We start from the raw sequence: 13,643 nt of genomic DNA, 5'->3' as shown, positions 1-13,643 counted from the left end.
TTGCAGATTTTTTATATCGATTGATAATAATCTCTTTACTCAATTCAACTATTTTAAGCAAATGTACTACAACTATTTGTAATAAATTAATCTCTAAACTCAGTTTAAAAAAAATACAATAACTTTATCAAAAATTAGTTATTAAAAAGAAATGCATAAAAACATATGTTAAAATCTTTAAAAACATTTTTATTATTACTACTTATTGGTTTTCAAACTATTGCACAAAATAAAGAAAATCGTTGGGTGGTTGGTGCAAGTATTGGAGTTGCAAAATTTGCATCGGAAGACACAAAGGTTGTTGGAGATCAATTTATTTTTCAAGTTCCAACTTTAAATATTTCTAGATACTTTTTTAATGGATTAACATTAGACGCTGGATTTTCTTTTAGTGCTATTGATAGAATTTCTGGGCTTTACACAAATAGTGTTTCTTATTTATCTATTGATGGCGCTTTTAAATATGATTTTGGTGCTTCTAATGATAATTTTGTTCCCTATATAATTCTTGGAGGAAGTCTTTTAAAAACAACTTATAAACTAACATCAACAACTAATATTGGTGCTGGTGGAACATTTTGGTTGAACTCTAATTATGGTATAAATTCACAATTGCTTTATAAAATTTCGCCAGAAGCATATAAAAGTATGCGTTCTCATACTTATTTTTCTGTAGGTGTTGTATATAGTTTTAAGCCCCGAAATCAGGTGCCTAGATTATGGAGTAATAATAATTAAATTCTTTTTTTGAGATAAGGAAACACCTAGAGCAACAGAGTACGTTAAGTTTCCATTCCCAGTTCCAAAGTAGTCATAACCAACATTGTATCCTAAGTCAATATTTTTAGAAAGAGAATGTGATATTGATAACTTGTTTATAGTTCCAATGTTATTGTTTGATAGTTCACTTTTTGCAGTTGGCAAGATTAAATGTGATAAAAAAGCAATTTCAGTATTTATATTTTCTTTTTTTAATAGTTGAATTTTTGTCCCTACTTGAATATCACTTATTCCGCTATTTTTTAATGAGCTATTTAATTGTTTGTTGGTTTCGAATTGGGTTAAAAACCGAAACTCAACACCTTTAGTAACTCCATGTCTCCATAAAACGGATGGATAAGCATTTGTTTGTATTCCGCTACTTCTTTGAAAAAGAGAACCAGCTTCTATTTGTAAACTCTTTGCCGGTAATGTAGATGAACTTTCCGTTTGATCTGGTCTATCGGTGATAATTTCTTGTGCAGAGGTAATTCCTGTTATAAAGAGTATTATAATAGCATTAATTTTTTTTGATAACTTCATTTAAAGTAGAGTAATTTTTTTGTAAATATAAAATTATTTTTAGATAAGTCTAAAAATAATTTCAATTAATTCAAAAAAAGAATATATTTGCAGTATAATTATCTCGATATGTTTACATCTTCTGAAGAAAACTATTTAAAAACTATTTATCACTTAGGGTTCTATTCTGAGAATGGAATAAGCACAAATGCTATTGCAAAAAAATTAGAAACCAAAGCGTCTTCAGTAACTGATATGATTAAGAAATTGGCAGATAAGAACGTGCTGGTTTATAAAAAATATCAAGGAGTTACTTTAACGAAAGAAGGTAAAAAAACAGCTGCATTAATAGTTAGAAAACATCGTTTATGGGAAGTTTTTTTAGTTGAAAAATTAAATTTTAATTGGGATGAAGTACACGATGTAGCAGAACAATTAGAACATATAAAATCATCTAAATTAATTAATGAAATTGATGCATTATTAGGCTTTCCTAAATTTGATCCACATGGTGATCCGATTCCCGACACAGATGGAAACCTTCATCAAATGGAAAAAAACTTACTATCAACATTAAAAATAAACGATTCAGGAATTTGTGTTGGCGTAAAAGATTCTTCGGCTTCTTTTTTACAGTTTTTAGACAAACAGAAAATTGCATTAGGTCAACAAGTTGAAGTATTGGAAAAAGAAGATTTTGATAATTCTATGACGATAAAAATCAACCATAAAAAAATGACAGTTTCACATAAAATTGCAAACAATTTATACATACAAAAACAATGAGTACATTTGATCAATTAGTTGCATTTGCGAGAGAAAACCCAATTTGGGCAGCATTATACGCATCTTTATTTACTTGGGGCTTAACAGCTTTAGGAGCAAGTTTAGTTTTCTTTTTTAAGAAATTAAACAGAGCTGTATTAGACGGAATGTTAGGTTTTACGGGCGGTGTTATGGTAGCTGCAAGTTTTTGGAGTTTGTTAGCGCCAGCAATAGAGAACAGTCCTGGAGAAGGTTTTGTAAAAGTACTGCCTTCTGTTATTGGATTTGCTTTAGGAGCATTAGCGTTGTTTGGAATGGACAAATTATTACCGCATTTACATATCAACTTTAAAGAATCTGAAGCCGAAGGTGTAAAAACCGATTGGCACAAAACAACTTTGTTAACATTAGCAATTACGTTACATAATATTCCGGAAGGATTAGCAGTTGGAGTTCTATTTGGTGCAGCATCAACGCTGGTTGGTGTAGAACAAACCGAAATGATTATTGCTGCGATTTCATTAGCAATTGGAATTGGAATTCAGAACTTTCCAGAAGGATTTGCTGTTGCAATGCCGTTAAGAAGACAAGGAGTTAGTAGGTTTAAAAGTTTTTGGTATGGACAATTATCTGCCATTGTAGAACCAATAGCTGCTGTTTTAGGTGCTGTTGCAGTTTCCTTTTTTACACCAATTTTACCTTATGCATTAGCGTTTGCTGCAGGAGCAATGATTTTTGTTGTAGTTGAAGAAGTAATTCCAGAAACACAGCGAGATAAATACACTGATATTGCTACTTTAGGTTTTATTGGCGGATTTATTGTAATGATGTCGTTAGATGTTGGCTTAGGATAGCACACAATTTATTTTATAAAAAAATTATCATTCCCGCGAAAGCGGGAATCTTTTTTTAGTTAAATTGCTAACTCAAACTTTAACAAGCTTTTTTTGCAAACAACATCAAATTTTCAAGTGTATAATGCATCCGCAGGAAGCGGAAAAACCTTTACGCTAGTAAAAGAATATTTAAAAGTTGTTTTACAATCTGATGATCGGTTTGTTTTTCAGAAAATTCTTGCCATTACGTTTACCAACAAAGCGGCATCAGAAATGAAAGAGCGCGTTTTAAATAATTTGCAGCTTTTTTCTGAAGGAAAAGAAAATAGTGAATTTTCAGATATTCTTAAAGAAACACAGCTCGATAAAAGCATAATTCAGAAAAGAAGCTCTTTGGTTTTAGAAGCGATATTGCAAAATTACAGCGCTTTTGCAATTACTACAATTGATAGTTTTACACACAAAATAATTAAAAGTTTTGCTTTTGATTTAGGATTGAATTTAAACTTTGAGGTTGAATTAGATTCCGACACTTTATTGTCTTTAGCGGTTGATGTCTTGGTTTCTAAAATAGGTGTAGAAAACGATATTACAAATACCTTAATCGATTATTCTTTAGACAAAGCAAAAGAAGATAAATCTTGGGATATTTCTAAAGATTTAAATGAGTTTGCAAAGATTTTATTGAAAGATGAAGATGCAAAGCATTTTAAAAAGCTGAACTCAAAAACGATCAGTGATTTTACCTCTTTAAAAAAGAAATTAACGGGTCATCAAAAAGAACTTGAAAAACGTTTTGTAGAAATTAGTGAAGAAGGTTTAGCAATTATTGATTTGACAGATTTAAAACATAACGATTTTTATTATTCATTACTACCGAAGCACTTTTTATCCTTAAAAACGATAGAAAACGCTCGCTTTTTTAATCAATCAAAACTAAAAGAGCGTATTGAAGAAAATGTATTTTATGCGAAATCAAAATCCAACGAAGTAAAAACAACTATTGAAGAAATTCTTCCAAAATTACTTGAATTATATAACGAATCGGAAGAATTATATCAACAATTTACCTTGAATTCTTTAGCATTAAAAAGTATTATTCCGCTTGCCGTTTTAACCAAAATAAATGCAGAATTAACAACCATAAAAGAAGAAAATAACATTCGGTTAATTTCAGAATTTAATCAGTTAATTTCTAACAATATCAAAGAAGAACCAGCGCCATTTATTTACGAAAGAATTGGTCAAAAATTTATGTATTATTTTATTGATGAAATGCAAGATACATCAATATTACAATGGCAAAATTTGATTCCGTTAATAGAAAACGCATTGGCGCAAGAAAAGAGTAATTTGATGTTGGTTGGTGACGGAAAACAAGCAATTTATCGTTGGCGTGGCGGAAAAGCAGAACAGTTTATTAAACTGGGCTCTGATGTTCAAAACGAACGAAATTCGAACCCATTTCAGGTTTATAAAGAGGTAAAAGGATTAGAAACAAATTATAGAAGTTATAGCGAAATAATTGATTTTAATAATTCGTTTTTTCAGTACGTTTCTGGGTATTTTCAAAATCCAATGTATCAACAACTTTTTGTTGATGGAAACAAACAAATTACTACACAAAAACAAGGCGGATTTGTCTCAATCGATTTTTTAGAAAAAGAAGATGATAAAGAAGAAAATGACTTAAAATACGCTAAGAAAGTACATGAAATCATCATTAATTTAGATGCTAATTTTTCTAGAAAAGACGTGTGTGTTTTAGTGAGAAGAAAAAAAGAAGGCGTTGCTGTTGCAAATTATTTATCGGAAAGAGGAATTGAGATAATATCGTCGGAAACTTTACTGATTCAAAACAGTAAAAAAGTAAATTTTATTGTTGATTTATTGCAGGTAATTCAGCATCCAAAAGATCAAGAAACGTGGTTAAATATCGTTTACTTTTTACATGACCATTTAAGCATCAACACTGATAAACACCATTTTATTGCTTCTTTTGATATTAAAAATGGTGCCAACTTTTTTAAATTGATTGCAACTTATAACATTCAGTTTGATTTAGAAAATTTTTCTAAACTTCCGTTTTACGAAAAAATTGAAGAAGTTATCAGAGCTTTTTATTTAGTAGAAGAATCTGATGCGTACATTCAATTCTTTTTAGATGTAGTTTTTGAACAGCAGAAAAAAGGAACTGAAATTCAGCAATTTTTAGACTTTTGGAATTTGAAGAAAGACAAATTAAGCATTGTTGCGCCAGAAGCAGAAAATGCGGTTCAAATTATGACGATTCATAAATCGAAAGGTTTGGAGTTTCCTGTAGTTATTTTCCCGTATAATATTGAAATTTATCGACAAATAAATCCAAAAACTTGGTTGACAGATTTACCAACAGAACAATTTGAAAGTTTTGATGAATTGTTGGTAAACGCTACTTCAAGTATTCAATATATTGGAGAAAACGGTGTGGCAGTTTATGAAAATCAACGACAAGAATTAGAATTAGATAATTTTAATTTGCTGTATGTTGCTTTAACTAGATCAATTGAACAATTGTATATAGTGACTGACAAAACTATCAATTCAAAAGAAGAAGTAAGTACCAATTTTACTTCCGGAATTGTAATTAATTTTCTAAAAGAAAATGGTTTTTGGTCAGATGAAAAGTTGACGTATAGTTTTGGTGATAAAAGGAAAGTTAGCATTTCTGAAAAGACAATTTCCACATCCAGTATTCAGAAAGAATTTATCAGTAATTCTTGGCGACAGCATAATATTTATATGGTTGCAAATTCTTCAAAACTTTGGGAAACAGCACAAGGAAAAGCGATTGAATATGGAAATTTGGTGCACGAAATGTTGTCTAAAATAGTAGTAAAAGAAGATGTAGAAAAAGTAGTTCAGCACTATTTACAACAGGGTTTTTTGAATTCTGAAAAAACAAAAAAATTAAAGAAATTATTTTTTGATGTGGTTTGTCATCCGAAGTTAAAAAACTACTATTCTGATGAAGTTGTTGTTTTTAACGAGCAAGAAATTGTATCAAAAGACAATCATATTTTTATTCCAGATCGATTGGTTTTTAATTCAGAAAACGAAGTTATTATTATTGATTATAAAACAGGAAAACCAGCGAAAGAATATCATCAACAATTAATTAGTTACCAAGATTTGCTAACATCAATGGGCTTAAAAGTGATAAAAAAACTACTTATATATATTAACGAAGAAATTACAATAGAAGAAATTTAATTTATCTTTGTAAAATCAAAAAAAAAATCAAAATGTACGGAAACATAAAAGAGCAATTACAGCAAGAGATTCAAGAAATAAAAGATGCCGGATTGTATAAATCTGAACGCATAATTACAACACCTCAAGATGCAATTATAAAAATATCTACTGGAGAAGAGGTAATAAATTTTTGTGCAAATAATTATTTGGGATTGTCGAATCATCCAGCGGTAATTCAAGCCGCAAAAGACACGCTAGATAGTCATGGATTTGGAATGTCATCCGTTCGTTTTATTTGTGGAACACAAGATATTCATAAAGAATTAGAGGCAAAAGTTGCAGAATTTTACAAAACAGAAGATACTATTTTATATGCAGCAGCTTTTGATGCAAATGGCGGTGTTTTTGAACCGTTATTGTCAAAAGAAGATGCTATTATTTCTGATAGTTTAAATCATGCTTCTATTATAGATGGAGTTCGTCTGTGTAAAGCAGCGCGTTATCGTTATGAAAATAATGATATGGAAGCTTTGGAGGCTCAATTGATTGAAGCAGAAAAGCAAAATCATCGTTTTAAAATTATTGTAACAGACGGAGTTTTCTCTATGGATGGAATCGTGGCAAAGTTGGATGAGATTTGTGATTTAGCAGACAAATATGATGCAATGGTAATGGTTGATGAATGTCATGCTACTGGATTTATTGGTAAAACAGGAAGAGGAACTGTTGAGTTAAAAAATGTAATGGATCGAGTTGATATTGTAACCGGAACTTTTGGTAAAGCTTTGGGTGGCGCAATGGGAGGATATACAACGGGCAAAAAAGAAATTATAGAAATATTACGTCAACGTTCTAGGCCTTATTTATTTTCTAATTCCTTAGCGCCTGCAATTGTAGGAGCAACATTAAAAGTATTTGATTTAATTGAAAATGATACTTCTCTTCGTGATAAATTAGAATGGAACACAAATTATTTTAGAAAAAAAATGGAAGAAGCTGGCTTTGATTTGGTTGGTGCTGATGCTGCTATTGTTCCTGTAATGTTGTATGACGCAAAATTATCCCAAACAATGGCAAATATGCTCTTGAAAGAAGGTGTCTATGTTATTGGGTTCTTTTTTCCGGTAGTGCCAAAAGAAAAAGCAAGAATAAGAGTGCAGCTTTCAGCAGCACACACCAAAGAACACCTAGATCATGCAATTAAAGCATTTATAAAGGTAGGTAAATTACTTAATGTTATATAAATAGAAGTGTTATAGGATATAATATTTATAATTTTTTTTAAAAAATCTTTGTAAATACGTTAGAACAACTTACATTTGTATTCTTAATAAAGAACTTTTAATTTAAAAATTTGATAATGAAACATTTAAAAATAGCTTTGATAGCTTTATTTACGTTTGTGATGGTCGCAAATGTAAACGCACAGGATTCAGATAATCCATGGGCAATTACTCTTGGTGTAAATACTGTAGATTTTTATGGTGTAGGTAATAGTTTTACTGATAACATTAAAGATTTATTAGGAAATGGAGATTGGAATATTTTGCCAGCGATTTCAACACTTTCTGCAACAAAATATTTAGAAAAAGGTTTTAGTTTGCAGTTGATGGGGTCTCTTAATAAGATTGAGACTTTAGATACAAAAAACGACTCTGATTTCATGTATTATTCACTTGATGCAAATGTAAAATACGACGTAAACAAGTTAGTTGAAATGACTTTTGGTTCTACTACAAAATATTTTGATCCTTTTGTTTATTTAGGAGGAACATATACTTCTGTAGACGGAAATGGTGAAGCTATGATGAATGTAGGTGTTGGATTTAACACTTGGTTAAAAGAAAATGTTGGAATTACTTTTCAAACAGGAACGAAAAAAGGATTTACTGACGGTGGTGTACGCGCACATTATCAATCTTCTTTAGGTTTAACGGTTAAGTTTGGAGGAAAAGATTCTGATGGAGATGGAGTTTATGATAAAGATGATTCTTGTCCAGATGTTGCTGGTTTAGCAGCTTTTAATGGTTGCCCTGATGCTGATGGCGATGGAGTTCAAGATTCAAAAGATGCTTGTCCAAACGTTGCTGGTTTAGCAGCTTTAAATGGATGTCCAGATGCTGACGGAGACGGAATTGCTGATAAAGATGATATGTGTCCAAATGAAAAAGGATCTGCAGCTAATAGAGGTTGTCCAGATTCTGATGGAGACGGTGTAGTTAATAAAGATGACAAATGTCCAAATGTTGCAGGACCTGCAGCTAACGGAGGATGTCCTTGGCCTGATACTGATGGTGATGGAGTTTTAGATAAAGATGATAACTGTGTTAATGAAGCAGGGCCTGCTTCAAACAATGGATGTCCAGAGCCAGTAATTACTGATGCAGCTGTTCAAACAATTAATATGGGAGCTAAATCTATCTTGTTTAATACTGGTAAATATAGCTTTAAGCCAGGAGTTACTAGTAAATTAGATGATATCGTTGCTATTATGAATCAATTTCCAAAAGCTACTTTTATGATTGAAGGTCATACTGATAGCTCAGGAGGAGCAGCACTTAACTTAAGAATCTCAGAAAAAAGAGCTATGGCTGTTAGAGATTACTTCGTAAAGAAAGGAATTGCTACTGATAGATTAGAGGCAAAAGGATTTGGAGAAGGTTCACCAATCGCTGATAACAAAACAAGAGCTGGTAGAACAGAAAACAGAAGAGTAGAAATTAAAGTTGCTAACAACGAATAATTTCAAATTATATAAAACTAAGAAGCCTCATACAATGTATGAGGCTTTTTTTATGAAATAAATACAAGGTGTCTTCTATAATATGAATTAAAATTTTATAAAGAATTATTCCTTTTCTTTTTCCTTAGAAAAAATATTGAAAACACTTTTAATTTTGCGTTAAATAAATTATCTTTGCACCCTGAAAAAGAGGGGTAAAAACCACTAAATAAAATAACTAACATTAATTAGATACTATAATGTCTACAACAACAGGTAAAGTTTCACAGGTTATTGGTCCAGTAATCGATGTAGAGTTTAATACAGAAACTGCTGCACTTCCAAAAATTTACGATTCATTAGAAATTACTAAAACTGACGGTTCACTTTTAGTTTTAGAAGTTCAACAACATATTGGAGAAGATACAGTTCGTACAATCTCTATGGATGCAACAGATGGTTTGCAAAGAGGGCAAGAAGTTAGAGCAACTGGAAGCCCAATTCAAATGCCAATAGGTAATGATATCTACGGAAGATTATTTAATGTAACTGGAGATGCAATTGATGGGTTAGGAAATCTTAACAAAGAAGGTGAAAATGGTTTACCAATCCACAGAGCTGCGCCTAAATTTGAAGACTTATCTGTTTCTACAGAAGTTTTATATACAGGAATTAAAGTAATCGATTTAATTGAGCCTTATGCTAAAGGAGGTAAAATTGGATTATTTGGAGGAGCTGGAGTAGGAAAAACAGTATTGATTCAAGAGTTAATTAACAATATCGCAAAAGGACACGGAGGTTTATCTGTATTTGCTGGAGTTGGAGAAAGAACTCGTGAAGGAAATGATTTACTTCGTGAAATGTTAGAATCTGGGATTATCAAATATGGTGATGACTTTATGCATTCTATGGAAGAAGGCGGATGGGATTTATCTAAAGTTGATATGCCAGGAATGAAAGACTCAAAAGCTACATTTGTTTTTGGACAAATGAATGAGCCACCTGGAGCACGTGCTAGAGTTGCATTATCAGGATTAACAATAGCAGAATATTTTAGAGACGGAGCAGGAGAATCTCAAGGAAAAGATGTTCTTTTCTTCGTAGATAATATTTTCCGTTTTACACAAGCAGGTTCTGAGGTTTCTGCCTTATTAGGTCGTATGCCTTCTGCAGTAGGTTATCAACCAACATTAGCTACAGAAATGGGAGCAATGCAAGAACGTATTACTTCTACTAAAAAAGGTTCTATTACATCTGTACAAGCAGTTTATGTACCTGCAGATGATTTAACAGATCCAGCACCAGCAACCACATTTGCGCATTTAGATGCAACAACAGTATTGTCTCGTAAAATTGCTGAGTTAGGTATTTATCCAGCTGTAGATCCTTTAGATTCTACTTCTAGAATCTTATCAGCAGATATTTTAGGTGATGAACATTACGATTGTGCTACAAGAGTAAAAGAATTATTACAACGTTATAAAGAATTACAGGATATTATTGCAATTTTAGGTATGGAAGAATTGTCTGAAGAAGATAAATTAGCTGTACATAGAGCAAGACGTGTACAACGTTTCTTATCTCAACCTTTCCATGTTGCTGAGCAGTTTACAGGAATTCCAGGTGTTTTAGTTGATATTAAAGACACTATTAAAGGATTTAACATGATTATGGATGGAGAATTAGATAAATATCCAGAAGCAGCATTTAACTTAAGAGGATCAATTCAAGATGCAATTGATGCTGGGGAAAAAATGTTAGCGGAAGCATAAAAATCAGCTTAAAGCCAAAAGCTTAAAGCCAAAAGCAGTAAAAATATGTTTTTAGAAATTGTAACACCAGAAGCCGTTTTATTCTCATCAGATGTAGACTCTATTTCTGTACCTGGTAAAAACGGAAGTTTTCAAATGTTAAATAATCACGCACCAATTGTTTCTATTTTAAAAGAAGGAACTGTGCAAATACATGTACATACTCAAGAGCATTTAGAAATGGACATGATTAGTGGTCATTTAGTACCACATATTGATGATGATAAAATTTTAACGTTTAAAATAAATTCTGGAACTATTGAAATGAAAGACAATAAAGTAATTTTATTGGCCGATTAATTTTAATAAAAAGAAACAAAACAGAAAGCCCTTATTTTAATAAGGGCTTTTTTTATGCGTTTATGTTAAATATTAAATAAAAAAGCTATTTAAAGTTTGATATATTGTTTGTTTTAAAGAACTTTAGCTTTTATATCTATAAACCAAACAATTAAATTATGAAAAATAGTGCATTAGTATTGCTTTTTGTATTTGTTTCTAGCCTTTCATTTGCACAAGAAACACCAAAGCCAAACTACAGACAAGCAGCAAAATATTCTCCCAAAAACCTGGCAAAGTTAGTACACTCAACCTCTGTTAGTCCGCATTGGTTAAAAAAAGGAAACCGTTTTTGGTATCAATACAAAACATCAGAAGGAGCTAATTATTATATCGTAGATGCAGATAGAAAAACAAGAAGAAAACTTTTTGACAATGTAAAAATGGCAAAATGGTTAACAGAAATCACAAAGGACCCTTATGATGGACAACATTTACCGCGTTTTAGTTTTAAATTTAATGAAGCTGAAACTGCAATTCGTTTTAGAGTAACATCTACTGAAGAAGTTCTTGCAAAGGAAGACGATGATAAAAAAGATAAAAAAGCAAAAAGCAAAAAACCTAAAATGGAAAAGAAAGTGTATCACTTAGAATATAGATTAGGTGGTAACGGATTAACCATTATAGATAATGAAAAGGAAGAAAAGAAATGGAAAAATTGGGCAAATATTGCACCAGATAGCTCTATTGTTTTATTTTCAAAAAACTTTAATCTTTTTTGGATGGATAAAGCTAACTTTTTAAAAGCGGTTAAAGACGAAAAAGATTCTACAATTGTTGAGCACCAATGGACAAAAGATGGAGTTGAAAACTACGGCTATGGCGGTGGAGGAAGAGGTGAAAACAACGAAACTAAAATCAAAAATAAAGACAAACGTAAAGGGGTTTGGGGAACTTGGTCTCATGATTCTAAAAAATTCGTTTTTCAAAAATCTGATTCTAGGCACATCAAAGATTTATGGGTAATTAATTCTGTATCAAGTAAAAGACCAGTTTTAGAAACGTATAAATATCACATGCCAGGAGAAGCTGAATTTTACAAATCAGAATTATTAATTTTTGATATTCCGACTAAAAAAGTAGTGAATGTTGAACTAGATACCATTAAACAACAAAGTGTGTCGGTATTTAGAGCGCCAAGAAAACAATCTAATAGAGATGACGACTTTCAGCCTTCATTATTGCTGTCAAAAAAAGGAAAAATCTATTATAGTGTTATCAGCAGAGATCGTAAAAAATATGATATTTGTGTAGCTGACTTAGAAACAGGAAAATCAAAAGTACTTATCGAAGAGCGTTTTAATACCTATATAGAATCTAGACCTTTAATTTTATTTAACAATGAAACAGAAATGTTGCATTGGGCAGAACGTGATGGTTGGGCACATTTTTATTTGTATGATGCCAACGGAAAACTTAAAAATCAAGTTACAAACGGAGATTATCACGTAGCAGGTTTTTCTGGGTTGGATGAAAAATCTAGAACATTATTTTTTACAGCAAATGGTGTAAATAAATCACAGGATCCTTATTATGCACACATGTATAAAATTAATTTAAACGGATCTGGAATGCGTACATTAAATCCTGGAGATTATACTTCTAGTACAAGTATGGCGGATTCTAACAAGTATTTTGTAAGTAATTTTTCTAGAGTAAATACAGTTCCGAAATCTGAATTACGCTCTTCAGACGGAAGATTAGTAATGAAATTAGAAGAAGCAGATTTATCTCAATTGTTTGCAACTGGATATAAATTCCCAGAAACATTTAAAGTAAAAGCGGATGATGGAATTACAGATTTATACGGAGTAATGTATAAACCTTTCGATTTTGATTCTACAAAAGTATATCCATTATTAGAATATGTATATCCAGGACCACAAACAGAATCTGTAAACAAATCTTTTTCTTACAGAATGGATCGTTTAGACAGAATGGCTCAAGTTGGTTTTGTAGTGATTACATTAGGAAATCGAGGTGGACATCCAGACCGTTCTAAATGGTATCATAATTATGGTTACGGAAATTTAAGAGATTATGGTTTGGCTGATAAAAAATATGTAGCAGAACAATTGGCAAATAAACACAGTTATATTGATATTTCTAAAGTAGGAATTTACGGACATTCTGGTGGTGGATTTATGTCTACAGCAGCAATGTTAGTTTATCCAGATTTCTTTAAAGCAGCAGTTTCATCAGCAGGAAACCACGATAATAATGTGTATAATAGTTGGTGGAGTGAAACGCATCACGGAGTAAAAGAAGAAATAGACGAAAAAGGAAAATCTACTTATAAATACAAAATTGATGACAATCAATCTTTGGCAAAAAATTTAAAAGGACATTTAATGTTAATTCATGGTGATGTTGATAACAACGTGCATCCTGCTGGAACAATTAGAATGGCAAATGAATTGATTAAAGCGAATAAGCGTTTTAAATTTATGATTATGCCCGGACAACGTCACGGATTTGGAAGCATGACAGAATATTCTTTCTGGTTACGAGCAGATCATTTTAGCAAATACTTTTTAGGAGTTGAAGCTACTGGTGTAGATATTACAGAAATGAATAGAGACAACCCGAAGAATAAATAATACAATTCCTTAAAAAAAACAAAAACGCCGAGCTTAGCTCGGCGTTTTTTTATAC

Annotated in this window: 10 protein-coding genes; 9 read left to right on the top strand and 1 reads right to left on the bottom strand. The window is 31.4% G+C overall.

All coding sequences use genetic code 11. The features are described from left to right. Positions 1-165 precede the first annotated feature (165 nt). Positions 166-738, top strand: coding sequence for a hypothetical protein (locus ABDX67_RS01235; RefSeq protein ID WP_347172938.1), 573 nt, complete (start codon positions 166-168; stop codon positions 736-738). Here ABDX67_RS01235 and ABDX67_RS01230 read toward each other — a convergent pair. Continuing rightward, a complete protein-coding gene (locus ABDX67_RS01230) occupies positions 718-1,302 on the bottom strand; it encodes a transporter (RefSeq protein WP_347172936.1) in 585 nt (194 codons plus the stop codon). The genes ABDX67_RS01235 and ABDX67_RS01230 overlap by 21 nt on opposite strands. A 108-nt stretch (positions 1,303-1,410) precedes the next feature. On the opposite strand from ABDX67_RS01230, the gene ABDX67_RS01225 reads away from it, so the two are divergent. The 8 genes from ABDX67_RS01225 to ABDX67_RS01190 all read left to right on the top strand — a co-directional run bounded on the left by ABDX67_RS01225 (position 1,411) and on the right by ABDX67_RS01190 (position 13,588). Beyond that, positions 1,411-2,067 carry a metal-dependent transcriptional regulator gene (locus tag ABDX67_RS01225; RefSeq protein WP_347172934.1) on the top strand — a complete coding sequence of 219 codons (657 nt, stop codon included), beginning with the start codon at positions 1,411-1,413 and terminating at the stop codon, positions 2,065-2,067. Further along, on the top strand, positions 2,064-2,900 hold the full coding sequence (locus ABDX67_RS01220) for a ZIP family metal transporter (protein ID WP_347172932.1): 837 nt from the start codon (positions 2,064-2,066) through the stop codon (positions 2,898-2,900). Before ABDX67_RS01225 ends, ABDX67_RS01220 begins: the two co-directional genes overlap by 4 nt. Before the next feature lie 93 nt (positions 2,901-2,993). Then, complete coding sequence (locus tag ABDX67_RS01215) at positions 2,994-6,134, top strand: UvrD-helicase domain-containing protein (protein ID WP_347172930.1); 3,141 nt, start codon at positions 2,994-2,996, stop codon at positions 6,132-6,134. Between the two features lie 32 nt (positions 6,135-6,166). Continuing rightward, positions 6,167-7,360 carry a glycine C-acetyltransferase gene (gene kbl, locus ABDX67_RS01210; protein ID WP_347172928.1) on the top strand — a complete coding sequence of 398 codons (1,194 nt, stop codon included), beginning with the start codon at positions 6,167-6,169 and terminating at the stop codon, positions 7,358-7,360. 116 nt (positions 7,361-7,476) lie between these two features. Then, positions 7,477-8,859 carry an OmpA family protein gene (locus tag ABDX67_RS01205; protein ID WP_347172926.1) on the top strand — a complete coding sequence of 461 codons (1,383 nt, stop codon included), beginning with the start codon at positions 7,477-7,479 and terminating at the stop codon, positions 8,857-8,859. A 239-nt stretch (positions 8,860-9,098) separates the two neighbouring features. Then, positions 9,099-10,610: a F0F1 ATP synthase subunit beta gene (gene atpD / locus ABDX67_RS01200; RefSeq protein WP_347172924.1), complete on the top strand. Its 1,512-nt coding sequence runs from the start codon at positions 9,099-9,101 to the stop codon at positions 10,608-10,610. 45 nt (positions 10,611-10,655) lie between these two features. Then, a complete protein-coding gene (locus tag ABDX67_RS01195) occupies positions 10,656-10,949 on the top strand; it encodes a FoF1 ATP synthase subunit delta/epsilon (protein ID WP_347172922.1) in 294 nt (97 codons plus the stop codon). Between the two features lie 158 nt (positions 10,950-11,107). Next, positions 11,108-13,588: a S9 family peptidase gene (locus ABDX67_RS01190; RefSeq protein WP_347172920.1), complete on the top strand. Its 2,481-nt coding sequence runs from the start codon at positions 11,108-11,110 to the stop codon at positions 13,586-13,588. Positions 13,589-13,643 lie beyond the last annotated feature (55 nt).

It is taken from the genome of Polaribacter uvawellassae (assembly GCF_039748955.1).
In the GTDB taxonomy this organism is placed as follows: domain Bacteria; phylum Bacteroidota; class Bacteroidia; order Flavobacteriales; family Flavobacteriaceae; genus Polaribacter; species Polaribacter uvawellassae.
Note: the sequence above shows the minus strand (reverse complement) of the source record. Positions and strands in the feature narration are given on the sequence as shown.

Coding starts and splice junctions, on each gene's coding strand:
- ABDX67_RS01190 (WP_347172920.1), top strand. CDS start 11,108: ATGAAAAATAGTGCATTAGTATTGCTTTTTGTATTTGTTTCTAGCCTT.
- ABDX67_RS01195 (WP_347172922.1), top strand. CDS start 10,656: ATGTTTTTAGAAATTGTAACACCAGAAGCCGTTTTATTCTCATCAGAT.
- ABDX67_RS01205 (WP_347172926.1), top strand. CDS start 7,477: ATGAAACATTTAAAAATAGCTTTGATAGCTTTATTTACGTTTGTGATG.
- atpD (WP_347172924.1), top strand. CDS start 9,099: ATGTCTACAACAACAGGTAAAGTTTCACAGGTTATTGGTCCAGTAATC.
- ABDX67_RS01230 (WP_347172936.1), bottom strand. CDS start 1,302: ATGAAGTTATCAAAAAAAATTAATGCTATTATAATACTCTTTATAACA.
- ABDX67_RS01225 (WP_347172934.1), top strand. CDS start 1,411: ATGTTTACATCTTCTGAAGAAAACTATTTAAAAACTATTTATCACTTA.
- ABDX67_RS01220 (WP_347172932.1), top strand. CDS start 2,064: ATGAGTACATTTGATCAATTAGTTGCATTTGCGAGAGAAAACCCAATT.
- ABDX67_RS01235 (WP_347172938.1), top strand. CDS start 166: ATGTTAAAATCTTTAAAAACATTTTTATTATTACTACTTATTGGTTTT.
- kbl (WP_347172928.1), top strand. CDS start 6,167: ATGTACGGAAACATAAAAGAGCAATTACAGCAAGAGATTCAAGAAATA.